Source organism: Foliimonas ilicis, from assembly GCF_039939195.1.
Classification (GTDB): Bacteria; Pseudomonadota; Alphaproteobacteria; order Rhizobiales; family Rhizobiaceae; genus Foliimonas; species Foliimonas ilicis.
Window position 1 is genome coordinate 133,880 of record NZ_JBDUUH010000003.1, and the last position, 23,465, is coordinate 157,344.

21 protein-coding genes are annotated in these 23,465 nt (G+C 58.9%); 11 read left to right on the top strand and 10 right to left on the bottom strand.

Annotation, left to right across the window (positions count from 1 at the left end; genetic code table 11):
* Positions 1–132: 132 nt before the first annotated feature.
* Positions 133–1,023, bottom strand: coding sequence for a GntR family transcriptional regulator (locus ABFT80_RS08805; protein ID WP_347971522.1), 891 nt, complete (start codon positions 1,021–1,023; stop codon positions 133–135).
* Between the two features lie 298 nt (positions 1,024–1,321).
* Between ABFT80_RS08805 and ABFT80_RS08810 the strand changes: the two genes are divergently transcribed.
* The 7 genes from ABFT80_RS08810 to ABFT80_RS08840 are packed head-to-tail and all read left to right on the top strand — an operon-like array spanning position 1,322 to position 8,026.
* The gene (locus tag ABFT80_RS08810; protein WP_347971523.1) at positions 1,322–2,131 is read left to right on the top strand and encodes an ABC transporter substrate-binding protein; all 810 of its coding nucleotides are present in this window, start codon (positions 1,322–1,324) and stop codon (positions 2,129–2,131) included.
* Positions 2,132–2,162: 31 nt separating this feature from the next.
* The gene (locus ABFT80_RS08815) at positions 2,163–2,891 is read left to right on the top strand and encodes an amino acid ABC transporter permease (RefSeq protein ID WP_347971524.1); all 729 of its coding nucleotides are present in this window, start codon (positions 2,163–2,165) and stop codon (positions 2,889–2,891) included.
* Positions 2,892–2,902: 11 nt separating this feature from the next.
* The gene (locus ABFT80_RS08820) at positions 2,903–3,652 is read left to right on the top strand and encodes an amino acid ABC transporter ATP-binding protein (protein WP_347971525.1); all 750 of its coding nucleotides are present in this window, start codon (positions 2,903–2,905) and stop codon (positions 3,650–3,652) included.
* A 14-nt stretch (positions 3,653–3,666) separates the two neighbouring features.
* Complete coding sequence (locus ABFT80_RS08825) at positions 3,667–4,824, top strand: M20 family metallopeptidase (protein WP_347971526.1); 1,158 nt, start codon at positions 3,667–3,669, stop codon at positions 4,822–4,824.
* Positions 4,825–4,826: 2 nt separating this feature from the next.
* On the top strand, positions 4,827–5,915 hold the full coding sequence (locus ABFT80_RS08830; RefSeq protein WP_347971527.1) for a mandelate racemase/muconate lactonizing enzyme family protein: 1,089 nt from the start codon (positions 4,827–4,829) through the stop codon (positions 5,913–5,915).
* On the top strand, positions 5,912–7,078 hold the full coding sequence (locus ABFT80_RS08835) for a M24 family metallopeptidase (protein ID WP_347971528.1): 1,167 nt from the start codon (positions 5,912–5,914) through the stop codon (positions 7,076–7,078). Before ABFT80_RS08830 ends, ABFT80_RS08835 begins: the two co-directional genes overlap by 4 nt.
* A gap of 24 nt (positions 7,079–7,102) precedes the next feature.
* A complete protein-coding gene (locus ABFT80_RS08840) occupies positions 7,103–8,026 on the top strand; it encodes a dihydrodipicolinate synthase family protein (RefSeq protein WP_347971529.1) in 924 nt (307 codons plus the stop codon).
* Positions 8,027–8,091: 65 nt separating this feature from the next.
* On the opposite strand, the gene ABFT80_RS08845 is transcribed toward ABFT80_RS08840, so the two are convergent.
* Positions 8,092–9,285, bottom strand: a complete 1,194-nt coding sequence (locus tag ABFT80_RS08845; RefSeq protein ID WP_455189916.1) for a pyridoxal phosphate-dependent aminotransferase — start codon at positions 9,283–9,285, stop codon at positions 8,092–8,094.
* 201 nt (positions 9,286–9,486) lie between these two features.
* On the opposite strand from ABFT80_RS08845, the gene ABFT80_RS08850 reads away from it, so the two are divergent.
* From ABFT80_RS08850 to ABFT80_RS08865, 4 genes are all read left to right on the top strand, one after another.
* Complete coding sequence (locus tag ABFT80_RS08850; RefSeq protein ID WP_347971531.1) at positions 9,487–10,701, top strand: glutamine amidotransferase-related protein; 1,215 nt, start codon at positions 9,487–9,489, stop codon at positions 10,699–10,701.
* A 17-nt stretch (positions 10,702–10,718) separates the two neighbouring features.
* Positions 10,719–11,504 (top strand): SDR family oxidoreductase, encoded by a 786-nt coding sequence (locus ABFT80_RS08855; RefSeq protein WP_347971532.1) that lies wholly within the window; start codon positions 10,719–10,721, stop codon positions 11,502–11,504.
* A gap of 262 nt (positions 11,505–11,766) precedes the next feature.
* Positions 11,767–12,963, top strand: a complete 1,197-nt coding sequence (locus tag ABFT80_RS08860) for an efflux RND transporter periplasmic adaptor subunit (RefSeq protein WP_347971533.1) — start codon at positions 11,767–11,769, stop codon at positions 12,961–12,963.
* Positions 12,960–16,055 carry an efflux RND transporter permease subunit gene (locus ABFT80_RS08865; RefSeq protein WP_347971534.1) on the top strand — a complete coding sequence of 1,032 codons (3,096 nt, stop codon included), beginning with the start codon at positions 12,960–12,962 and terminating at the stop codon, positions 16,053–16,055. The genes ABFT80_RS08860 and ABFT80_RS08865 overlap by 4 nt, the downstream gene beginning before the upstream one ends.
* 9 nt (positions 16,056–16,064) lie before the next feature.
* Here ABFT80_RS08865 and ABFT80_RS08870 read toward each other — a convergent pair whose 3' ends face one another.
* From ABFT80_RS08870 to ABFT80_RS08905, 8 genes are read right to left on the bottom strand one after another with little or no spacing between them, the layout of a single operon-like run.
* Complete coding sequence (locus ABFT80_RS08870) at positions 16,065–16,460, bottom strand: RidA family protein (protein ID WP_347971535.1); 396 nt, start codon at positions 16,458–16,460, stop codon at positions 16,065–16,067.
* A gap of 19 nt (positions 16,461–16,479) precedes the next feature.
* Entirely contained in the window at positions 16,480–17,463 is a 984-nt protein-coding gene (locus ABFT80_RS08875; protein ID WP_347971536.1) for an ABC transporter ATP-binding protein, read from the bottom strand.
* A complete protein-coding gene (locus ABFT80_RS08880) occupies positions 17,460–18,434 on the bottom strand; it encodes an ABC transporter ATP-binding protein (RefSeq protein ID WP_347971537.1) in 975 nt (324 codons plus the stop codon). Before ABFT80_RS08880 ends, ABFT80_RS08875 begins: the two co-directional genes overlap by 4 nt.
* Positions 18,431–19,972 carry a gamma-glutamyltransferase family protein gene (locus ABFT80_RS08885; protein WP_347971538.1) on the bottom strand — a complete coding sequence of 514 codons (1,542 nt, stop codon included), beginning with the start codon at positions 19,970–19,972 and terminating at the stop codon, positions 18,431–18,433. Before ABFT80_RS08885 ends, ABFT80_RS08880 begins: the two co-directional genes overlap by 4 nt.
* On the bottom strand, positions 19,965–20,873 hold the full coding sequence (locus ABFT80_RS08890) for a polysaccharide deacetylase family protein (RefSeq protein WP_347971539.1): 909 nt from the start codon (positions 20,871–20,873) through the stop codon (positions 19,965–19,967). Before ABFT80_RS08890 ends, ABFT80_RS08885 begins: the two co-directional genes overlap by 8 nt.
* Positions 20,873–21,661 (bottom strand): SDR family NAD(P)-dependent oxidoreductase, encoded by a 789-nt coding sequence (locus ABFT80_RS08895; protein ID WP_347971540.1) that lies wholly within the window; start codon positions 21,659–21,661, stop codon positions 20,873–20,875. The genes ABFT80_RS08890 and ABFT80_RS08895 overlap by 1 nt, the downstream gene beginning before the upstream one ends.
* 9 nt (positions 21,662–21,670) lie before the next feature.
* Complete coding sequence (locus ABFT80_RS08900) at positions 21,671–22,537, bottom strand: ABC transporter permease (RefSeq protein ID WP_347971541.1); 867 nt, start codon at positions 22,535–22,537, stop codon at positions 21,671–21,673.
* A complete protein-coding gene (locus ABFT80_RS08905) occupies positions 22,534–23,460 on the bottom strand; it encodes an ABC transporter permease (protein ID WP_347971542.1) in 927 nt (308 codons plus the stop codon). The genes ABFT80_RS08900 and ABFT80_RS08905 overlap by 4 nt, the downstream gene beginning before the upstream one ends.
* Between the last annotated feature and the right edge of the window lie 5 nt (positions 23,461–23,465).

Here is a 23,465-nt window from a genome sequence, read left to right on the forward strand (position 1 = left end):
CCACGCGTCTCCATCTTTTGGCTTAAAATGTCCGTCGAGGAAAGCCGTGAATGCTCTGCTGAAGCCAACCGATGCGCCTTATCCCGGCTTGTATCAGGCCAAATTTGCCGGAGATCGGGAAAATATCTCGTTCTAGCCGCTATACTTGGGCGCGGACGCCAATGCCGCATCGAGATGCTCGTTCATCAGCGCCGCCGCTTTTGAACGATCGCCGGAGGCGATTGCGTCGATAATCATCACATGCTCGTGGCACCAGTCGCGAACACGCCGCCGATTGGTATAGCCGCCGAATTCCAACAGGCGGCGCAGCCGGTTTTGTTGCTGGATTGCCTGCTGAAAGAAGACATTACCGCTGAATTCCGCGATCATTTCGTGAAATTGCGCGTCCGTTTCGAACAATTGGCGCGGATCGAGCGATTTGATGTCCGGATGCGCTTCCAGGTAAAGATGATGCATGCGCGAGCGCTCCAGCGCTGTCGCATCCGAGCGGAAGGTTTCGAGCATGATGCCTGCCGGTTCGATCGTCCGCCGGAAATTGTAGCTATTGCGCAGCGCCATCTGCGTGTCGAGTGTAGGCTGAAATGTCCAGCCCCTGCCGCTGCTTCTTGCCAGCAAGCCGTCGCTGACAAGATGGGTCAAAGTTCTGAGAAGCAGGGTCCTGTCGACATCGTAACGCTGCAGGATTTGCGTCTGCGTGAATGTTTCCGCCAAACGACCGGACAGCCGGTCTTCGACGATCCGCGTGTAAAGATCCTGATCGGCTGTCGCGGGAACCTCGACCTCAAGCCGGTGCAATTCTTCCGGGCGAGCGAGCAGAAGAAAGCCGTGGTTCTTTTTGGCTTCAACGATGCCGCGCTCTTCCAGCAGGGAAAGTGCTGCTCTGACCGGCGTGCGCGAAACACCCAGCATATCGCCAAGCTGCTGCTCGCGAAGCCGATGTCCGGGTTCGAAACGGGCGTCCCGCGCAATTTCCAGAATCTGATTTGCCAGGCGGTAGCGATTCTGGCGCGGGCTGCTGACCATGCGTGCTCACTTTCGTATTTTTTATATCCTATTCATACAATGAATTTCGTCAATCGTACAAGAAGGCGCAATAGGAAAGCCATTTGATTTGCCGAAAAAACAACCAGCTTTAGCCAATAAGGTTTTGGATTCGGCGCATTTTGCCTCTGATTTTTGCAGTTAATGAGCCTTTAGCCCGTTTTTCAGGCAGATTTTGTCCCCAATCCGGGCCGCTGATTTCCGCTTGACTTCCGATTTTTTCAGATTGTATGTTTGTTCTCAAAAAGAGCAATAATTTCTCCAGAGAAAGGGATCAGACATGTTTAGGCATTTTCTAGCAGCAGCAATCCTGCCGCTTTTCGTTGCTACCCCGATCATCGCCGCCGAGCTTCCAAAGGAAGGCCTCGTAGAAGCCGGAGCCATCAACTACGGCGTCGCAGCAACCTTCGCTCCGTTCGAATTTCAGAAAGACGGCCAGCTCACAGGCTTCGATATTGATTTTATCGCTGCGCTCGCCAAAAAGCTCGGCGCTGAAGCCAAGGCTTCGAACATGGAGTTCAAGGGCCTGATACCGGCGCTCAGCGGTGGCCGCATCGATATCATCAACTCCGCAATGTATATCAACCCGCAGCGCTCCGAGCAGGTCGACTTCGTTCCCTATATGAAGATCGGCAATCAGGTGATCGTCCAGAAGGGCAATCCGTCAAAGATCACGGGCCGCGATGACAGCCTGTGCGGCAAGACCATTTCGGTGACGCTGGGCGGCATTCAGGAAAGCCAGGCGCGCGCCGACGACAAGCGCTGCACCGACAAGGGCCTCGACGGCATCAAGGTTTTGACGATGCCGACGGCGCAGGATTCCGCACTTACCCTTCGCCAGGGCCGCGCCGATGCGACCTTCGATTCCACGCCGGGCGCAGTTGTCCTGCTGGATGCCCTGCCTGACGTCTACGAGACGGTCGGTGAGGAATTCGAGTCCGACACCAATATCGGCCTCGCCACCCGCAAAGGCGACACGGCGATACAGGAATCGTTGAAGGCAGCACTCGCGGAAATCGTTGCTGACGGCACCTATAAGAGCCTGATCGAAAAGTGGAAGCTGCCCGCAACGGTTTCCATCTTCAACTGATCTGACCTCGAATAAAGAAAAAGGAGCGCGAATGTCTCTCGAACTCGTCTTCGACTATCTGTTTTCGCGCACCTTCTTCGATGGGGCGGTACTCACGCTTTTGATCACCGTTACCTCGTTGTTTTTCGGCATATTGGCCGGTCTTGTCGTCGCGCTCTTGCAGGAAACGAAAATCCGTACCCTGCAAGGGGTGACACTGGTCTATCTCTGGCTGTTTCGCGGAACGCCGGTGCTGTTCCAGATCATCTTCATCTACAATGTGTTGCCCACATTCGGCATTCGCCTTTCGGCATTCCTGAGTGCGGTCATCGCCCTGTCGTTGAACGAGGGCGCCTATATGGCTGAAATTTTGCGCTCAGGTCTTCAGGCCGTGAAAACCGGCCAGCGCACTGCCGGTCTGGCGCTCGGCATGACGAAGGCGAAAGTCATGCGCTACATCGTGATACCGCAGGCAGCCCGTATCGTGCTTCCGCCTATGGGCAACCAGATGATCGGCATGCTCAAGACCAGCGCGCTTGTATCGGTCATCGCCGTTGAAGAACTGCTGCTCGTTGCAAACCAGACTGCAAGCGCCAGTTTCCGCTATTTCGAGGCGCTCACCGCCGCCGGTATCTACTATCTGGCGCTGACGACAATCTTCATGGCCGGGCAATTTCTTCTGGAGCGTTCACTCGACCCGAAGCGCGGACGCCGCAAAAGCGCTCCCGCGCCGCTCATCGAGCGCCTGACCCAGATGACCGAAACCGCAGAGACCCGGTGAAGGATTAAGACATGCGTTCGCAAGATCACCAGCCGCTTCTCGACATCGTCAACATCGACAAGAGCTTCGGCACTTTGAAAATTCTCAAAGGCTGCAGCCTGAAGGTCAACCGCAAGGAAACCGTTGTCGTCATCGGTCCGTCCGGTTCGGGCAAGTCGACATTGCTGCGCTGCCTCAATCTTCTTGAGCCTGCCGATAGCGGTGCCATCGTTTTCGACGGCAAGGATATTGCCGGAAATCTTCGAAATGCACCGGCGGTGCGCCGCGAAATCGGCATGGTTTTCCAGAATTTCGAGCTGTTTCAGCATTTGTCGGCGGCCGAAAACATCATGCTGGCGCCTATGAAGGTTTCGGGGCTCAGTAAGTCGGATGCGCATGATCTGGCGACGGATCTTCTGCGCAAGGTTCATATTCCTGAAAAGGCGGACTTCTTCCCCGACGAGCTTTCCGGCGGTCAGCAACAGCGTGTCGCGATTGCCCGCGCCCTGGCGATGAAGCCGAAGCTGATGCTCTACGATGAGCCGACCTCTGCACTCGATCCCGAGATGATCCGCGAGGTTCTCGACGTAATGGCCGAACTCAGCAGCGACGGTATGACCAGCATCGTCGTGACGCACGAAATGGGTTTCGCCAAACGCGCGGCCGACCAGATCGTTTTCATGGAAAGCGGTCAGATCATCGAGAACGCCACCAGCGAGAATTTCTTCAGCGGCACCGTCAATGAGCGCGCGCAGCGTTTTCTCGACCAGATATTGCATTAGCCCGGAACCCAGACATGCCCATCGCACCAGACGCCGAACGGATGAAGCGCGAGCTCGCCGAACTGATCGCAATTCGCACTGAAAATCCTCCGGGCAATGAGGCCGAGGCGGCAGAATACGTACGCAAGCTGCTGGAGGCCGAAGGTTTCACAACCGTATCGACCGAATACAAGCCGGGCCGTTTCAATGTCGAAGCCAAGCTTGAAAACGGTCCGGGTCCGGTTTTCGCATTCAACACGCATATGGACACTGTGCCTGCGGGCGAGGGTTGGTCATCCGATGCTTTCGTTCTGCGCGAAGAAGACGGCAAGCTGTTCGGTCGCGGCGCTTGCGACTGCAAAGGCCCGCTGATTTCCATGATCGAGGCAATGCGCATGCTGGCGCAGGACCGTTCGTCATGGTCGGGCACTTTGCTTGGCATTTTCGTCGGCGATGAGGAAATCGCCAGTGAGGGCGCGAAATTTTACGCGGCTTCAAAGCCGAAAATCGATTTCGCTGTCGTCGGCGAACCTACTTCCAACGCGACGTTTTCGGCGCATAAGGGAAGCCTTCGCCCCGTCGTGCGGATACATGGTGTGACAGCTCATTCGGGCACGCCGCATCTCGGCGAAAACGCCATTTACAGGGCTGGCCAGTTTCTGACGCTTCTCGAGGAACACCACGAAAATTACGTCAGGCATCAGTCTCATCCGCTGGTCGGCAATGCCAGTCTGACGGTAACGCGCATCAATGGCGGCCATGCCGACAATGTGCTTCCTGGCGCATGCGACGTGCTTCTCGATCGCCGCATGGTTCCCGGCGAGGAAGAAGAAGCGGTACACAAAGAGTTCGCGCAACTGCTGCAGCGCGCACATGAAAAATTCGGCATCCGCGCCGACATCATCGATTACAAGGCGACCACCGGCCCGGCAACGCAGACAGACGAAAGCAGCGCCATCGTGCAGGCAAGCCTTGCCGCCTGCCGCGCGCACGGCACGGCAGAACCCGGCCCGTTCGGGTTTCAGGGCGGCTGCGATCTCGTGCATTTCCGCTCGATCGGGGCGGAGGGCACCGTTATTGGACCCGGAAGCCTTTCCGTTGCGCACAAGCCCGACGAATTCGTTCCCACGGATGAGTTCATCACCTCCAGCCTGATTTACAGGGACGTCGCAAAAGCGATGCTCAAGGCATAAAAATGCGCGCCTCGCTTCATCGCGCGATGCTGCATTATGGCGGTGGCCTGATGCTTCATACGGCATCGTCTGGCCCGGTCTCCGGTCTGGATGCGCTGTATCTGCATCTGGATGATGGTGCGATCGCCGGAACCGGGGAGGTACGCATCAACATCGCGTATCTCAATGGTCTGTCCGCTGAAACGGTGGAGCAGGAAGCTATTGCGGTTTTTGAAGCGATAGACTGGTCGCGCAAGGCAGACGCTTTGCTTTCCGATACGTCGACTGCGAGTGCGCCTGTGCGCATGCTGCTGGACGGTGCGCTGCACGATCTAGTTTCGCGTCGCTGCGGATTGTCCTTGGCGCATTGGCTGGGCGGCGATCCGGGCAGTCCGATAAGCCACGCGACCAACCAGACGCTTTTCATCTCGTCTTCGGAGCGGTTCTTGGAGCAGGCCGAGGCGTATGTTTCGCGCGGCTTTCGCGACCTGAAAGTCAGAGTTGGGTCAGGCGGTTTTTCTGAAGATATGGCGCGGCTGGAAAGCCTGCGAAGTCGCTTCGGATCGGACATCAAGCTGGCTATCGACACGAATGGCGCATGGAGCTTCGACGAGGCACTGGAGAATCTTTCGGCGCTTGAACCGATCGGTCTTGCCTATGTCGAACAGCCTATCGCCGCCGGTGATTGGGAAGCACTTTCGGAGCTTGCAGAGAAAAGCCCGATACCTCTGATGCTCGATGAAAGCGTTGCCGGGCAATCCGATGTCGATGCGATCATCGCCGCCGACGGAAAGCTCTGGGCGCACCTCAAGCTGGTGAAGATGGGCGGCATTGCGCCGACGATGAAAGCAGCACTTCGACTGCGCAAGGCAGGCATTCCTTTCATGATCGGCCAGATGAACGAAGGCGGTCTGGCAACGGCTGCCGCCTTGCATGTCGCCTGTGCGGTCCAGCCGCAATTCGCCGAGCTTTATGGCGCGGACGGCATCGAGAACGACCCGGCACCGGGTCTGATTTACGAAAACGGACGTGTCAGCGGCACGCGGTCCGCGGGTCTCGGTTTGGAATTCGACGCGTCGAAAACGCGTCTCATCAGGGAGTTTGAGCATTGAAGAACATCGGCGTTCAGCAGGGGCAGGAATCCGCTTTTCCCAAGGAGGAGTACGAAGCGCGTCAGGCGCGTGCCCGCCAGAATCTGGTTGAGGCAGGGATCGATGCGCTGGTCGTGACCGGCCCTGAAAACATCTTCTATCTGACCGGCCAGCAGACGCCCGGTTACTATACGTTTCAGGCGCTGGTTTTGCCCGCCGAGGGCGACCCGGTTTTCGTTATCCGCCAGCTCGAATATTTCAATTTCATCGCCAACACGTTCATTTCGGACGCCGAAGTCTATCAGGACGGCGAAGAGCCTGTCGGCTTCCTCGTTGCGATCATCGAAAAGCGCGGGCTGGCCTCCAAGCGGGTAGCAATCGACAAACGCGGTTGGTTCCTGCCAATCGCGGTTTACGAGACGCTTCAGGCGCGGCTTGGCACGATCCACGATGGCGCGGGCGTCGTCGAAAAGCTTCGCGCCGTCAAATCTCCTCTGGAAGTCGAGAAGCTCGAAAAGGCCGCGTCCTATGTCGATGCAGGCATGAAGGCGGGCTTGGCGACGGTTCGCACCGGCGCGACGGAAAACGATCTGGTTGCCGCGATGATGCAGGCGGCGATTGCCGCAGGCTCTGAATATATGGGCATGGAGCCGCTAGTGTCGTCGGGTGCGCGCACCGGCGTTCCGCATGGAACTTGGCGTCGCCGCAAGATCGAGGATGGCGATCCGGCCTTTCTCGAAATGGCTGCCTGCCATGACCGTTATCACGCTGCTCTCATGCGCTCGGCATGGGTGGGCAAGCCGCCGCGCGAAGCAGTCGATATGATGAAGACGTGTCAGGAAGCGTTGCAGGCAGCACTCGATACCATTCGTCCGGGCGTAGCCTGTGAAGTTCCCCACATCGCCTGCCAGAAGGTCATCGATGCCGCTGGCTATACGGAAAATTTCCGCAAGCGGCTCGGTTACAGCGTCGGCATCTCGTTCGCACCCGATTGGGGCGAGGGTGCAATTCTCAGCCTCAATGCAGGTGTCAAAACCGAATTGCAGCCGGGCATGACATTCCACCTGCCGCCAGCGCTGCGCATTTACGGCCGCTTCACGGTCGGGGTCAGCGAAACCATCGTCGTTACCGAAACCGGATACCGCGCACTCGGCACGATCGGGCGCGAGCTTCTGGAAGTCTAGGGTCAAGGAAACAGGAATAAGAAAATGAAAGACATCAGCGAAACACGCGCCCGGCTGAAGGGCATATTCAACATCACGGTCACACCTTTCACCGCGAATGGCGAAGTCGACAAAGCGGGTTTTGCACGCAGCATCGAGCGCGTCATCGGGCTCGGCTATGACGGCATCCTGATCGGCGGCACCTATGGCGAGTTCCCGACAATGTCGACCGAGGAGCGGGCCGACATGTTTCGCCATGCCATGGACGTCGCAGGCGATCGCGTGCCCGTCATGCTGTGCAGCGCGCATTCCGATGTCCGCGTCGTGGAAGATCTGACGCGTCTTGCGGGCGACCTCGGCGGCCTGCCGATGGTAACGCCGCCTTATGTTTCGGAAGTCACTGACGGCCAGATCGTATCGTTCTTTCGCGATATGGCGCCCCTCTCGAAGACGGGCATCCTCGTTTACAACGCGCCCGGCATCGGCATCACACTGTCGCCTTCCATCCTCGAACAGCTTGCGGATATCGACAATGTCGCTGGCGTAAAGCAGGGCGATTTGACGCCCACTGCAATCGACCAGATCGCAAATCGCATCGGTGGACGCATCCGCCTTTTCTGCGCATCCGATCTCGCTTTCCTCGGACCGATGATGGCCGGTTTCGATGGCATCAGCTCGACCAATAGCTGCGCGCTGCCGGAGCTTATTCTCGATACCTATCGCGCTTTGGAAAACGGCGACGCGACGACTGCACGCGAGTTGCATCGCATCTGGTATTCTTTCCGCGCACTCGCGCGCAAGCATGGCCAGCCGCAGACGACGAAGGCCGCGATGAATCTGCGTGGCTTCGACGGTGGTTCGGTGCGTGCACCTCTGCGCAATCTTGAAAAGCCGGTGATCGAAGAGATCGCCAAGGTTCTGGAGACGCTGCTCGGCGATACGCGAACGCAGGTCACGCTTGCTACCTAAGGCGAAGTTCAGCCAATAAAAAACCCGGCTACAGCGATGTAGCCGGGTTTTTTGTTGATCTGGTTTCAGGCGGCGTTGCGGCCACGCAGCTTGGCGCATGCATCGACAATCCGCGCGCAGGCGGTGCGCAAAGTTTCCGTATCAACGGCGTAGGCAATGCGAACATGCCCCGGCGCGCCGAAGGCCGAGCCGTGAACGACGCCGACATGCGCGGTGTCAAGCAGATAGGACGCAAATTCCAGATCGGACCCGATCATGCGCCCGTCGGGAGCAGCGGTGCCGATCATGCCGGAGCAGTCGGCGAACACATAGAATGCGCCTTCCGGAACATCCGCCTTCAACCCGTCCACCTTGCTCAGCGCTTCGAACACGATGTCGCGACGCACGCGCAAGGTTTCGAGCCATTCACTCATGAAGCCGATGCCGCCATCGAGCGCTGCAATCGCCGCACGCTGGCTGATCGAACTTGGGTTGGACGTGCTTTGCGATTGCAGAACCTGCATCGCATCGATCAACCAAGCCGGTCCTGCTGCATAACCCAGACGCCAGCCTGTCATCGAATATCCCTTGGAAAGTCCGTTGACGGTCAGCACGCGAGATTTGATCTCAGGCTCGATTGCGGCGGGTGTCGCGAACTCGCCTTGGAAGCGCACATGCTCATAAATGTCGTCAGCCAGAACGAGCACGCCTTCATGTCCGATCAGAACATCGGTCAGCGCCTTCATTTCTTCGTTGCTGTAAACCGCGCCGGTTGGGTTGTTCGGCGAGTTGAGAACGACCCATTTGGTTTTCGAGGTCAGTGCAGCCGAAAGCGCTGCCGGGGTCAGCTTCCAGCCTTCTGCAGCCGAGCTCTGAACGATGATCGGTTCGCCCCCGGCAAGACGGATCATGTCCGGGTACGACACCCAGTAAGGGGCAGGAACAATCACCTCGTCGCCGGACGAAAGCGTCGCGAGAAACGCGTTGAAGATAAGCTGTTTGGCGCCTGCGCCCGCGATTATTTCTGAAGGCTCATAAGAAAGCGCGTTTTCGCGTGCGAATTTGCGCAGAATTGCAGCCTTCAGTTCTGCCGTTCCGGCAACGGCGGTGTATTTCGTGTCGCCATCGCGGATCGCTGCAATACCTGCTTCGCAAATCGCATCGGGAGTCGCGAAATCGAGCTCTCCTTCGCCCAGATTGATGACCGAATGGCCTGCCGCAGTCAGCGCGCGAACCTTGTTGGAAATTTCAGCCGTCGGTGAAGCGCCGACCAGTTTCATGCGAGGAGCAAGCGATGGATGCACGATCGAATTCCTTGTGGTGAATTCTTTACATTGTACATTTGTTTTTATAATGTGCAATCTTGGATCGCTGAATTATGCCTTGAAATCAGCGCATACACGTCATATTCGCCTTGTCGCGGTAATATCAAAAGTGCATATATTTATTTATTGTATGCGATTGCCATTCGAGGGTTCCTGATGGGTTTGCTGCTTGTCGTGCATGAGATTGACGAGCCCGCACTATACGGTGCGGCAGCAGCGGTGATTGCCGCGCAGCACGGCGGTCGTGTTCTCTACCCTGAATTCCGTTTCGATACCGATTTGCATGCGGATGCTGTTCAGCATGTCCTCGCAAATGGCGGCCTCGGGCCAAGCGGCATCTACTGGTCGGATCGCTTGACGCAACAGTCCGCCGGGGCAGCTTCAAGCATCGATGAGATCGTTGCGGCATCGCGCGACGAGAAAATCGTCGTGCCGATCCATATCGAATTTCTTCGCAATCCGACCTTGCCGGGAGCGCTTGTTCAGGCCGCTCGCAATGCAGGCGTCGAAACGACGATTGTCTCGATAGATACCGTTGGAAACAGCTTCGTCGAAGGTGATCAGAGGATTGCCGAACGGGATAGCTTTGGCCGGATTGTGACAGGCGCACACGGTGCGGAAAACCGTCAGCCGCTGGAGATCGGCTTTATCGCCGCCGAAAGTGACCAGCGCAATGTCTACCCCGCTATACTCGCCAGTCTGGCAGACGCTGCGGACAGTTTGAACATCGATCTCAATATACGCTTCATCGATCCGGTTGCGTTGCGCGAGGCTGGAAATTTCGAAATTCCTGCATCGCTTGCAGGCGTACTTCTGCCGGGTGGTGCGGATATGAAGAATGTTCCGGGGCAGATCGAAGCTGCGGCGGCAACCCTTTCTTCAAACGTTCCGACGGTTGGCCTTTGTCTCGGCATGCAGACGATGGCAACGGCGATTGCATGGCGTCGTTTCGGGCGCGGAACGGCAAATCTTGGCGAGGCCGATCCGCAGGCGCCGATCAAAACCTTTGTGCCGATGGCTGGTGAGAACGGTCTGGACGGCCAATCTTTGCCGGAGCATCGGACAGGCGTTAATTCCAGCGCAGTCACAGCCGAAACACGTCTGGCTGAAATCCTGCCGACCTCGACACAAGTACATTATAATCACCGTTACCGGCTCGATCCGAGACTTCTGGATACGCTTGAAGAAGCTGGCCTGCGTGTCGCAGCGACCGGTTTCGACGGTGCAATCGTCGATGCTATCGAGCATCGCGACCACCCATTCTTCATCGGCATGCAAGGGCATCCCGAACTCGGATCGCGCGAAGAAAATCCACACCCGCTGCTGGTCGCATTCCTCTCCGCAGCGCTAGAATATTCTCACTCGCATTGAAACTGGGACTTTAAAACATGGATTTGAATATAAAGGGCCGCACCGCGCTCGTTCTCGGCTCGAGCCAGGGGCTCGGCTTTGCCATCGCCCGCAATCTCGCACTCGAAGGCGTCTCGGTTACGCTGGTCGGCCGTTCGGCAGAGAGGCTGAACGCGGCGGCTGAAACGATCCGCGCAGAGAGCAAGGCGGAAGTCAGCACCGAAGTCTTTGATCTTTCCGATGCGCAAGCGCTTGAAAATTGGATCCCGGTCATCAGCACACGCCCGATCGACATTCTGGTCAACAATGGAGGCGGTCCTCCGCCCGGCGCAATTGCCGGTGTCGCGGCTGACGTGTGGCGCGCCCAGTTCGAAACGATGGTCAACGTGCCCTTCCGCGTGACTGCCGGTCTGCTGCCTGGCATGCGCAGCCGCAAATGGGGCCGCGTTGTCAATGTCGTTTCCTCAGGCGTCGTTCAGCCAATTCCAAATCTCGGAATTTCCAACACGCTGCGTCTTTCGATACTCGGCTGGGCAAAAACGCTTGCGGCCGAGGTTGCGGCAGACGGGATCACGGTGAACTCGGTCATTCCGGGCCGCATCCATACTTCGCGCGTCGATCAGCTCGACAAGGCCGCCGCAGATCGTACCGGCAGCACGCCGGAAGCAGTGGCCGAGGCGTCACGCGCAGGCATCCCGATGGGACGCTATGGCAAACCGGAAGAGTTCGCCGACGCCGTCGCATTCCTGGCGAGCGAGCGGGCGAGCTTCATAACCGGCACCACGCTTCGGGTGGACGGCGGAATGCTGCGGAGCGTGTTTTAAGCGCTGAATCCTATATTCCATGGCGCCAAGATAATTCCCTAGCGACTTGAAATCGCTGGGGTTTTCTGTTTGGAAATCACGTTAAACATAAGTAATGTTTCTCCCTCTCGTCAAAGTCCGATTTCGGGCCTAAGTAATTACGACGAACAACTTGAACGACTGCCCGTTCGGAAAATATTCCGCTTTCGAACAGGCTTTAAGCCGGTTCATTTGTGCGCATGGTCAAACGTTCGCTGAACTATGGCGGGCAGGAGCAGCGGACGTGAAAAGGGTTACAGTCTCCTCGGTGGTTGTCGCGGTCGCCTCGCTGGGCATCCTCGTTCTTGCTCTGCAAACACCGCTTTTTTCTCAGGCAAAATCCTATTTTTCGGCATCGGGGGACACTGCCGAAGCAGGCAGAAATTCGAACGAAAAGGCACTGACTTCGGTCAAGGTAGAGCCAGCGGTCGCAGGTTCGCTGCCGGTCCTTCGCAACACGATTGGTGTCGTCGTCGCTTCCTCTTCGACGGCAGTCAGCAGTTCCGTTGCGGGGCTCGTGGCCTCGGTCGAGGTAAAAGACGGCGCCGAGGTCACGGCTGGCGATCTGCTCGTGCAACTGGACGATCGCGAAATCCGCGCGACGATCGAAAAAGACAAGGCCGCTATCGCCAAGGATCAGGCGACGCTGGACAATGCCAACGCCTCCCTGAAGCGCATCAACAATCTGGTGAGGACCGGGGTGGATACGACGCAGGCCGGAGACGATGCGCTTGCCGCTGTTCAGGTCGCCGCCGCGCAGCTCGGCGTCGATCAGGCGCAGATGGCAGCCGATGAAGTGAGCCTTGCCGATATGAGGATCGTCGCGCCATTCGATGGCCGGCTTGGCGTATTGGCCGTTTCGCGCGGTGCCTATCTGGCACCCGGAACACCGGTTACGACCATCACGCAGATAAAGCCGATCTTTGCCGAGTTTACACTGTCGGAATCCGATCTGGCCATGGCGCGGACATCGCTTTCCGCCGGTACATTGGTGGCCGACATCAAGCCCGTTGACGCAGATGAAGCGAGCAAGGTGACCGGGCCGATCGTGTTTATCGACAATGGTGTTGATCAGGCGTCGGGAACGTTCAAACTCCGGGCAGTGCTGGCCAATGAGGACGAAAAATTCCTGCCTGGACAGGCACTCGACGTTCAGGTCAAGGCAGGCGACCAGATCGGGCTTGTCATCGTTTCGGGCGTTGCGATCCAGCCTCGCGAAAACGGTTTCGGCTGTTACGTGGTCAAGGCGGATGGCACGGTCGAAACCCGCAATGTGACGTTGGCGCTGCGGGTGGGCGCCAAGGCAGGCGTTAGCTCCGGCCTTCAACCCGGCGAAAAGGTCGTGGTCGAAGGGCAGGGCACACTGGCGGATGGCATGCGTGTCAGCATCGCCGCAGATAAGCCCGCGACCGAAGCCGCAGCTTCGGAGGCAGACCAGTGAACATCTCCGAAATCTTCATTCGGCGGCCTGTGGCAACGCTGCTGCTGGTGTTCGGGCTTTTGGCAGGCGGTGTCGCTGCTTACGCGCAATTGCCGGTTTCAGCGCTACCGCAGGCGGATTTTCCGACGATCAATGTCTCCGCGCAGCTTGCGGGCGCCTCGCCGGACACGATGGCGTCTTCCGTCGCGACACCCTTGATCAAGCAGTTCGAAACGATTGCAGGCATCGACGCCATCACCTCCAGTTCGTCGCTCGGCAATACGTCGATTACGATCCAGTTCGAGCTATCGCGCGACATCGATGCCGCCGCCGCTGACGTGCAGGCTGCAATCACCCGTGCGCAGCGGCAATTGCCCGACAATCTCACCACGCCTCCAAGTTATCGCAAGGCGAATCCTGCCGACGCACCGATCGTGATTCTCGCTCTGACAAGCGAAGGCGCGCCGCTGACGCAGATGGACGACATTGCCCAGAATGTGATTTCGCCTGCGCTCTCGACCATTCCCGGCGTCGCGCAGGCGCAGGTCTTTGGCTCCAAGACCTACGCCGTTCGCATCGAAGCCGGCCCCCAAAAGCTCGATAGTCGTGGGCTTTCGCTGAACGGGCTTGCCGATACGATTGCGGCTGCGAACAACCAGACACCGGTCGGTACGCTTCAAAATCCCTCGCAGGCGTTGACGGTCGATCTGAATACGCAGCGAACCAATGCCGAGCAGTTCAAGACATTGATCATCGCGACGCCTGGCGGAAGGCTGGTGCGGCTGGGCGATGTGGCCGAGGTCAAGGATTCCGTCGAAAATCTCAATCAGGGCGGATGGCTCGACGGCAAGCCCGTCATCGCGCTCGCAGTCCAGCGTCAGCCCGGCTCGAATACGGTTGCCGTCGTCGATGCGATCCGCGCCAAGATCCCGCAAATCGAATCTGCTCTGCCCGCGTCGATGCACATTCAAACCGTCAATGACGCGTCCGTCTCTATCAGAGCGGCCGTGTCGGACGTTAAACGCACACTGACGATCACTATCTGCCTCGTCGTTCTGGTGATTTTTCTGTTCCTGAGGCGGTTCTGGGCGACAATGATCCCCGCTCTCGCTGTTCCCCTGTCGCTATTGGCCACCTTCGCAGCGATGTACGCGTTGGGGTTTTCCATCGACAATATTTCTTTGCTTGGCCTGACGCTTGCTGTCGGGCTCGTGGTCGATGACGCGATCGTCATGCTCGAGAATATCGTGCGCCGGACCGAGGAGGGTATGGCGCCATTCGATGCTGCGATTGAGGGTAGTCGTGAAGTCGCTGGCACCATTATCTCGATGTCGCTTTCTCTCGTTGCCGTCTTTCTGCCGATCCTCCTGATGGGCGGCATTGTCGGTCACGTGCTCAACGAATTCGGCGTGGTCGTCACGCTCGCTATTCTGGCCTCCGCCGTTGTCTCACTGACGGTCACGCCCATGCTGGCGGCACGGCTTCCGGCATCGCACAAACAACAAGATATGCGTCCCGGCATGTTCGACAGGCTCACCGCAGCCTATGGCCGTTCGGTCGGCTGGTGCCTCGAGCATCGCCCGATCATATTGGTGCTGTTCGCTCTCGCCTTCGTGGCGTCAGGCTGGATTTTCTCTGGGCTTCCGCGCAGTTTCTTCCCGACCGAAGACACTGGAAACCTCTCCGTCTCCACGCAGGCGCGGCAGGATATCTCCTATGAGGCCATGTCTGGCCTTCAGCGGCAGGCGGCCGATATTCTTTCGCAAAACCAGTCTGTTGCGCATGTCATTTCCACACTTGGTGGAGGCCTAGGCGGTGCGGCCTTCAATGCAGGCTCGCTGACGGTCCAGCTAAAACCGCGCACCGAGCGCGGGCCGCTTGCTGAAACCTTGAACGAATTGCGCACCTCTCTCGCTTCCATCGCCGGGCTTCGAACTTTCATAACGCCGGTGCAGAGTCTGCGTTTCGGGGGACGCAGCACGCAAAGCCAGTTTCAGGTCGTTCTTCAGTCGCTTGATGCGAATGCCGCGCGCGAATGGTCGCAAAAGCTGGGCGATGCGATGCGGGCGGATAGGGCGAATTTTGTCGATGTCGCATCCGATCTTCAGAACAACGCGCTGCAGGCTCACATCGCGATCGACAATGATCGGGCAAACGCTCTTGGCATATCTTCGGCGGCGCTGCGTAATACGCTTGAAGCTGCCTTTGGCACTCTTGTCGCGACGCAGATTCAATCGACCGGAAACAGCTACAACGTCATACTGGAATACGACCAATCCCGCGGCTGGAACGAAACCGATCTTGCCTCGGTTCGTGTTCCCGCATCATCCGGCACGCTTGTTCCGCTGGCCAGCTTTGCCACGGTCAGCCGCACATCTGGACCTGTGACCGTGAACCAGACCGGCCAGCTTGCTTCAGTCACGCTGTCGTTCAACCTGCCTGCCGGCGTTTCGCTCGGTTCCGCCACGGAAAAGATCGATGCCTTGCAGTCACAAATCGGTTTGCCGTCATCGGTAACGGCGAACCTTGCGGGAGAGGCGCAACTGTTCGCCCAGTCCTCCAGTAACACAGCGATTCTAATTGGTGCGGCGATCCTGACGATCTACATCGTCCTCGGCGTACTGTACGAAAGCTTCGTCCATCCATTGACCATTCTGTCGGGCCTGCCGTCCGCTGTCTTCGGCGCGTTGCTGGCGCTGCGCCTGTTCGGGTTCGATCTGTCGATCATCGCGTTGATTGGGCTTCTGATGCTCATCGGCATCGTCAAGAAAAATGCGATCATGATGGTGGACGTCGCCCTGCAATTGCGCCGCAATGAGGGAATGGCTGCGGTTGATGCAGTTCACGCTGCCGCCATTCGCCGGTTCAGGCCGATCATGATGACGACCTTCTGCGCTTTGCTGGCGGCGGTGCCTGTCGCGGTAGGCTCCGGGGCGGGGTCTGAACTGCGCCAGCCGCTCGGCGTCGCAGTCGTCGGCGGCCTGCTGGTCAGTCAGGTGCTGACCCTCTTCATCACCCCAGTCATCTTCGTCGAAATCGAACGCTTGTCGCAGCGTTTCTGGAAGTTCAGATCCAACAACAAAAGCTCGCCTGAACACGTTCCTGCTGAGTAGCAGACCTGGCTACGCGACGGCGATGGCTTCGATTTCGATCAGCCATGCATCGTCGTAGGGCCCGGCGATCACGGTCGATAGTGCCGTCATGCGGTCGCCCATGATCTCCCAACGGACTTTCGCATTGATGTCGCGGTGCTCGTATCCGGCGAGGAAAACCGTCACCTTGACCAGATTGTCGAGGCTCATGCCCGCGGCCTGCAACTGCCGTTCGACATTGCCCCATGCAAGGCGCGCCTGCGTTTCGAAATCGTCGGGCGCCTTGCCGTCCGCATCGGTCGGGATTTGGCCGCTGATGTAAAGCGTTCGGCTTGCGCCGGACACTTCCATCGCCTGCGAATAGCGACGGTGCAGCGTTTGAGGAGCATCGGGCGCGTTGACGGCGCGGGCGGTGAAAGACGACATAACTATCTCCAAACTCGGTTCAGGACGCTGGCGCGCGTATATGGCACGCCGCTTGCCGTCCGCCTTCCAGCGTCACCAATGGCGGCGGAACTTCGCGGCAGATGTCTTCTGCCAGCGGGCAACGCGTGACGAATTTGCAGCCCTTGGGCGGATTGGCCGGGCTCGGCAGATCGCCCTTCAACACGATGCGCTTACGGCTTCGCTGCGCAACCGGATCGGGAAGCGGCACAGCAGAAAGCAGCGCCTCAGTGTAAGGGTGAACCGGGTTGGCGAAAACCTCGCCGGTGCGCCCGGTCTCGACCAGATGGCCGAGATACATCACTGCGACACGGTCGGCGAAGTGGCGCACGACCGAAAGATCGTGGCTGATGAACAGGTAGGAAAGCTGAAAACGCTTCTGCAGATCGAGCAGCAGATTGAGGATTTGCGAGCGGATCGACACATCGAGCGCCGAAACAGGCTCGTCGAGAATGAGCAGTTTCGGGTTGAGCGCCAATGCCCTTGCGATGACAATGCGCTGACGCTGACCGCCCGAAAACGCATTTGGCTGTCTCTCGGCATGCTGCGCATGAAGCCCGACCAGACCCAGCAATTCTCTAACGCGTTCGCGCCGTTCCTTGGGAGTGCCGATACCGTGAATCGCCAGCGGTTCTGCGATGCTGTCGCCGACGGTCATTTTAGGGTTCAGCGCCGAAACCGGGTCCTGAAAGACGATCTGAACGTCGCGCGAGAATGCCCGCCGCGTTGCGGCTTCGCCATGAACGATAGGCTTGCCTTCGAAGCTGATAGCGCCGCTGGTCGGGCGCTGCATGCCGAGTATCGCAGCACCGAGCGTGGACTTGCCGCAGCCGGATTCGCCGACAAGCGCAACACTTTCGCCGCGCCCGATGTCGAGGTCGACCCCATCGACGGCCTTGACCCAGCCGACCGGCTTGCCGAGCAATCCGCCGCGAATGGGAAAATGAACCTTGAGGCCTTTGACCGAAAGAAGCGTTTCGCTCACAGCATCGCTCCCACTTTTTCGCTGTGCCAGCAGGCAGCGTTGCCCGTGTCGTTGCGCGGTGTCAGCGGCGGCTGCTTCTCGACACAGATTTCGTCGGCAAGCGGGCATCTGGGGTTGAACCGGCAGCCTACCGGCCATTGCCCGATATCGGGAACCATGCCTTCGATGGTCGGCAGAAGTGTTTTCGGCTGACCATCGAGGCGCGGGATCGTCGATAAAAGCAGGCGCGTGTAAGGATGTTCCTGACGCGCGAAAATGGCATCAACCGGCGCTTCTTCGATCACGCGTCCGGCATACATGACAGCCACGCGGTCAGCCATGTCGGCAACAACGCCCATATCGTGCGTGATGAGCAGAATTGCAGTTCCCGTTTCGTCACGCAGGCGCTTCATCAGGTCCAGGATTTGCGCCTGAATGGTCACGTCCAGCGCCGTCGTCGGCTCGTCGGCAATCAGCAGCTTCGGCCGGCAGATCAGCGCCATGGCGATCATCGCACGCTGGCACATGCCGCCTGAAAGCTCGAACGGATACTGCCCGAAGCGCATTTCCGGTTCCGGTATGCCGACTTCCTCCAGCATGGCGATTGCGGCGCGGCGCGTGTCTTTCTGGTCGGTCTTGCGGTGAACGATCAGGCTTTCCTCTATCTGCCGCCCGATTTTCATCAGCGGATTGAGCGAGGCGACCGGTTCCTGAAAGATCATGGCCAGATCGTCGCCGCGCAGCTTTCGCCTGCTGTTTTCCGAAATTTTTCGCAGATCGGTATCGCCAAGCAGGATTTCTCCCGCTTCCATATTTGCCACTTTCGGCAAAAGCCCCATCACCGAAAAAGCGGTCATGGATTTGCCGCAGCCGGATTCGCCGACGACCGACAGGATTTCGCTTTCCTGCACATGAAAGCTGACGCCATCCACGACCGGCTGGCCACCGATGGTCACTTTCAGATCATTGACCTTGAGGACGGTTTTCGTCATGCGACCTCCACGCCGACCGCAGCCCAGGGATGATTGGGATGAGCCATGCCGACATTTTCCGCATCGTCGCGCAGCACGATCGAGGGGATCGCGAAGTTCACCGGGTAAAGCGTGTCGTCGACGATTTCGACGGGGAATTCCTCGCTCAATCGCGTTGCGACGCCCGGCTTCGCCTTCTGGTTCACGCGCAGTTTCACGCCACTCGCATCGACGCGCGGTGCGTGCATGGCGTCCTCCAGAGACATGCCAAACGCGGCGACGTAAGAAAGGATTTGCGTAACCGCAGGCATGATCTGCCGCCCGCCCGCTGCACCCAGCGCCAGCTTTGGTCCCTGCTCGTCGGTGGCGATGATTGGGCACATATTGGCCAGTGGCCGCACACCCGGCGCGATGGAATTTGGCTGGCCGAGGCGCGGGTCGAACCACATCATGCCATTGTTCATGAGCATATCGCTTGAAGGCAGAACGACCTTCGAACCGAAGCGTGACAGCAATGTGTTGGTGAGCGAAACCATCGTGCCGTCGCGGTCAACGACGCTCAGATGCGTCGTGCAGCTATCGCCGCTGGCATGGCCGAGCGTGCGCAGCCTGTGTTCGGATGCGCGGCGAATGGCGCGCGCAAAGGCAAGCGCGGTCTGTCCGGAAAGCGCACCTTCGGCCGGAAGCTTGTCGTTCAGCTCGCTCAGCGCCTCGACCATCGTCGGCCCGCCGGAAAGGCCCGGCATGGCATGGACGGTCAACCCGCGATAATCGATCTGAAGAGGTTTGCCCCATTCCGGCGCATAGTCGCGCATTTCGCCAGCATCGATGGGCGAGCCGCCCGCATTGAGGTCTGCGACGATGCCTGCTGCGACTTCGCCCTCGTAGAAGTCCCGAGCACCGGCCTTGGCGAGCCGCTCAAGCATCGCTGCCTTTTTCGGCATGGGTATCGTTTTGCCTGCACCGATTTCGGCAACGCGCGGCGCGCGTCCATCTTTCAGGAACAGGCTGGATGATGCAGGGAAGCGGCCCAGCCCCTCGGCGTCGATAGCAAGGCACAGCACAGCGAACCAGTCCAGAACCAGCCCGCGCCGTGCATGTTCGATTGCAGGCTGCAAGGCTTCCGCGAAGCTGATCGTGCCGAAACGCTCCAGAGCTTCTGCAAGCCCAGCAATCGCGCCCGGCACGCAGATCGAGCTGTAGCCGCTCAGATTTCGGTCGTCCTTCACCGAAGGCCAGTCGAACCAGTCGCCGTCGCGGCCAGCCACGACCGGATAGTCGGCAGGGTCGATATTGCGGGAAGAATTGACGTTGAAGTCGAGCGTATCGACCGCGCCAGTTTTTCCGTCCGCGTGCAGCAAAAACCCGCCACCGCCGATGCCGGAAAGCCAAGGCTCGACGACGCTCAACGTCAGAGCGGTGGTGACTGCTGCGTCCATCGCATTGCCGCCGCGCGACAGGACCGCAACGCCCGCATCCGCGGCCAGCCAATTCTGGCAGGCGACAAGGCCGCTTTTGCTACGCACCTCACGCTTGCGCACCGTCCAGTGCTCACCCATCGTGGCGTCCAAATCTGCGCGGGCCGATTGCTTCCGGCACCTCGCCCTCGACAGAGAAACGGCCGCTATTGGCCGATGCTGCATGATGTGCTGCGATCTCGGCTGCCGTTGCGACCCAGACGCTGCTTTCGGATTTGATTTCGTCGAACAGTTTTTCGAGAAGCGCGATGCGCTGCGCGCGGCCGGAAATCCAGTCATGCACCGTCAGCGTGAACAGGCCGCCGAAGCGATGCAGTGTGCGCCATTCCGAAATCCAGTCTTCGAGAACCGCGCGGCCCGATTGCAATGGCCATTTGTCACGACCACCGCCCTCGAATTTGAAGAAAATAGCGTCGTCGATCGGCCATTGAACCGGAATTTCGAGAATTCCGTCGATGTCATAGGGGTGGTCGAAACCGGATAGCGAGGAATCGTAGGCGAGGCCGAAGCGTTTGACCTCGCGCAGCATATGCGGCGTCATTTCCCAAGCGGGCGAACGGAAGCCGACCGGCTTTTGTCCGGTCTGCTTCTCGAAAAGCTCGAGACTGGCTTCCAGCGCGCCGGTGAATTCGTCGTCAGAGACTTCCGCCACGATCTCGTGGAAAAAGCCGTGCAGGCCGATCTCGTGCCCGCCTTCCAGAATTGCAGGCAGGATTTCAGGATTGGTTTCGGCGACATAGCCGGGCACATAAAAGCTCGCCTTGAAATCATATCGCGCAAAAAGATCGAGCAGGCGATAAAGCCCGGTTCGTGGCCCGAAACGACGAATCTCAAGCGTTCCCAACCGTTCTGGAACGTCCTCACGCTGCGCCCACATGAAGGGCGACGTCGCGTCGACATCGACGGACAAGAGAGCCGCCGACTGTTTGCCTTCGGGCCATTCATAGGCCGGCCATGGCGAGGGGATGTTAAGTGCCGGCATCACAATGCCTTCTTTTTTGCCTGGAACACGACCTGCGAGCCGATTGAATTGCCGCCATCGACCGTCATCGTCGCGCCGGTCATATAGGACCCTGCGTCCGAGCAGACGTAGAGTACCGCATTTGCGACATCCTTCGGCGAGGACGAGCGTCCAAGCGGTATCGTCGACGTCACGGTCTTCACATGTTCGTCCGGCAACTCGCTGACATCGCTGCCCGCAATAAAGCCCGGTTCGACCGCGTTGACGCGAATGCCGTATTCGGCGAGTTCGATCGCGAAGCCCTTGGTCAGCCGGTCGAGAGCGGTTTTGGACGTGCAGTAAGGCACGACGGTCGTGCGCATCTTGCGTGCCGCACCCGATGATATGTTGACGATGGAGCCGCCTTTGCCCGCATCGATCATCTGCTTGGCAAAGAGTTTTGAGATAAGGAACGGCGCGCGCAGATTGACTCCCATGATCGCGTCCCAATCGGCAATGTCTATGTCGAGCAGAAAGCCGGATGGATAGATGCCTGCATTGTTGACGATGACGTCCGGCGCGTCCCAGCGCTTCGCGACCTCGGCAGCGAATACCGTCATTGCCTCGGCATCCATCAGATCGGCTGCCAGGGCGAAATGACCTTCCCCGCCGAACTCTGCGAGCTTTGCATCAAGCGCCTCGGCATTGCGGTCGGTCAGGCACAGTTGAGCGCCCGCATCGCGGAATGCTTCCGCGATCCATCCGCCGATGATCCCGCATGCGCCGGTGACGACGACTTTCTTGCCTTTGAATTCGTCTGCGAAATGCATGGAAACTCCTTACCGGGAACGCGGATCGAGACGGTCACGGGTGTGATCGCCAATCAGATTAATGGACAGAATGAGCATGAAGAGAGTGAGGCCGGGGAAGGTGGCGATCCACCAGGCGTTGCCGACGTAATTGCGCCCCGTCGAGAGCATCGCGCCCCAGCTTGATGTGGGCGGCTGGACACCAAGGCCGAGGAAGGAAAGGCCTGCCTCGAACAGTACCATAAGCCCGAATTCGAGCGTTGCGACGACGATCAGCGCGCCCGCAATGTTCGGCAGAATGTGCCGCCACAAAAGCCGGAACCACCCCGCACCCATGAAGCGCGCCAGCTTCACATATGGCATGTTTGCAACGGAAAGCGTTTGGCCATAAGCGACGCGCGCATAACGGGGCCAGCGCGTAAACGCCAGAACGATGACGACATTGTAGAGGCTCGGCCCGAGCACCGCGACGGTGATGATGGCCAGAAGAATGGCTGGGACCGACAGAACGATGTCGACCAGCCGCATGATGATCGTCTCCACCCAGCCGCGATAGAAGGCGGCCACCATGCCGAGAACGCTGCCGAAAATGCCGGACAGGATGACGGATGCGAAAGCAACCAGAAGCGACACGCGTGCACCGTAGATCGTACGGCTGAGCACGTCACGGCCCAGCTCGTCCGAGCCGAGATAATAGGTGAGACCACGCGCTTCGAAGCCCGGTGCCTTCAGTCGTGCCAGAAGGTTTTGCGCATTGGGGTCCATAGGAGCGATCAACGGCGCAAAGATCGCGATAAGAACCAGTGCCAGAAGGATCGCGGCAAAGGGAATGACCGTCCACGGAATGGCGCGGCGCCTCGTCGGGGCACGAACGGGCGTTGCGGCGGCAGCCATCATGCGCCTCCTTCGAGACGAATGCGCGGGTCGATCATGCTGTAGAGTAGATCGGCGATCAGATTGAGCATGATCGCAGTCACCGCACCGAGCAGCACCACGCCCTGCACAACCATGAAGTCGCGCGCATTGATCGATTGCACCGTAAGCTGACCGAGGCCCGGCCACGCGAAGACAGTTTCGACGATCACCGCGCCCGCCAGCAGATTGGCGATTTCGAGCGCGGCAACCGTCACCACAGGGATAGCGGCATTGCGCAGAAGATGGCGAACCACGATGCGCCGCATCGGCAGGCCCTTGGCGTGTCCGGTGCGCACATAGTCCTTTTCGAGTTCATCGAGAACGGCAGTCCGTGCCACGCGGGCAAAGGTCGCCATCGAAAGCAGGCCAAGAGCGATGGACGGCATGATCAGGCTTACATTGTCGCGTGCACCGGAAGGCGGCAGCCAGCCCAGCCAGACGGCGAACACCATGATCATCAAAATGGCGCTCCAGAATGTCGGCATGGATTGCCCGGCAAGCACGAAGCCCATCATGACTTTGGCTTCGGTCTTGCCGCGACGAATGGCCATCAGCACGCCAAGCGGAATCCCGATGCCGAACGCCACGACCAGCGCGCCGCCGGCCAGCATCAAAGTGTAGGGAAGGCGGCTCCAGATCAGCGTCCAGACCGAGACGTTTTGCACATAGGAACGGCCGAGATCGAAGGACAGCAGGCCGCCCATGAACTCCAGATATTGGACGATCAGCGGCCGGTCGAAGCCGAGCGAGGTGCGCATCGTGTTGATGTCGGCCTGCGTCGCGTTTTGCGGCACGAGCAGCAATACGGGATCGCCCGCGAGACGCTGCAGGAAGAATATCAACGTCATCACACCGATAACGGCGATCAGCGCTTGCAGGCTTCGTTTTAGAAAAAACGCCGACACCTGAT

Excerpts from the sequence above, each read along its gene's own strand:
- ABFT80_RS08805 (WP_347971522.1), bottom strand. The coding sequence starts at position 1,023 with ATGGTCAGCAGCCCGCGCCAGAATCGCTACCGCCTGGCAAATCAGATT.
- ABFT80_RS08810 (WP_347971523.1), top strand. The coding sequence starts at position 1,322 with ATGTTTAGGCATTTTCTAGCAGCAGCAATCCTGCCGCTTTTCGTTGCT.
- ABFT80_RS08815 (WP_347971524.1), top strand. The coding sequence starts at position 2,163 with ATGTCTCTCGAACTCGTCTTCGACTATCTGTTTTCGCGCACCTTCTTC.
- ABFT80_RS08820 (WP_347971525.1), top strand. The coding sequence starts at position 2,903 with ATGCGTTCGCAAGATCACCAGCCGCTTCTCGACATCGTCAACATCGAC.
- ABFT80_RS08825 (WP_347971526.1), top strand. The coding sequence starts at position 3,667 with ATGCCCATCGCACCAGACGCCGAACGGATGAAGCGCGAGCTCGCCGAA.
- ABFT80_RS08830 (WP_347971527.1), top strand. The coding sequence starts at position 4,827 with ATGCGCGCCTCGCTTCATCGCGCGATGCTGCATTATGGCGGTGGCCTG.
- ABFT80_RS08840 (WP_347971529.1), top strand. The coding sequence starts at position 7,103 with ATGAAAGACATCAGCGAAACACGCGCCCGGCTGAAGGGCATATTCAAC.
- ABFT80_RS08845 (WP_455189916.1), bottom strand. The coding sequence starts at position 9,285 with ATGAAACTGGTCGGCGCTTCACCGACGGCTGAAATTTCCAACAAGGTT.
- ABFT80_RS08850 (WP_347971531.1), top strand. The coding sequence starts at position 9,487 with ATGGGTTTGCTGCTTGTCGTGCATGAGATTGACGAGCCCGCACTATAC.
- ABFT80_RS08855 (WP_347971532.1), top strand. The coding sequence starts at position 10,719 with ATGGATTTGAATATAAAGGGCCGCACCGCGCTCGTTCTCGGCTCGAGC.
- ABFT80_RS08870 (WP_347971535.1), bottom strand. The coding sequence starts at position 16,460 with ATGTCGTCTTTCACCGCCCGCGCCGTCAACGCGCCCGATGCTCCTCAA.
- ABFT80_RS08880 (WP_347971537.1), bottom strand. The coding sequence starts at position 18,434 with ATGACGAAAACCGTCCTCAAGGTCAATGATCTGAAAGTGACCATCGGT.
- ABFT80_RS08885 (WP_347971538.1), bottom strand. The coding sequence starts at position 19,972 with ATGGGTGAGCACTGGACGGTGCGCAAGCGTGAGGTGCGTAGCAAAAGC.
- ABFT80_RS08890 (WP_347971539.1), bottom strand. The coding sequence starts at position 20,873 with ATGCCGGCACTTAACATCCCCTCGCCATGGCCGGCCTATGAATGGCCC.
- ABFT80_RS08895 (WP_347971540.1), bottom strand. The coding sequence starts at position 21,661 with ATGCATTTCGCAGACGAATTCAAAGGCAAGAAAGTCGTCGTCACCGGC.
- ABFT80_RS08900 (WP_347971541.1), bottom strand. The coding sequence starts at position 22,537 with ATGATGGCTGCCGCCGCAACGCCCGTTCGTGCCCCGACGAGGCGCCGC.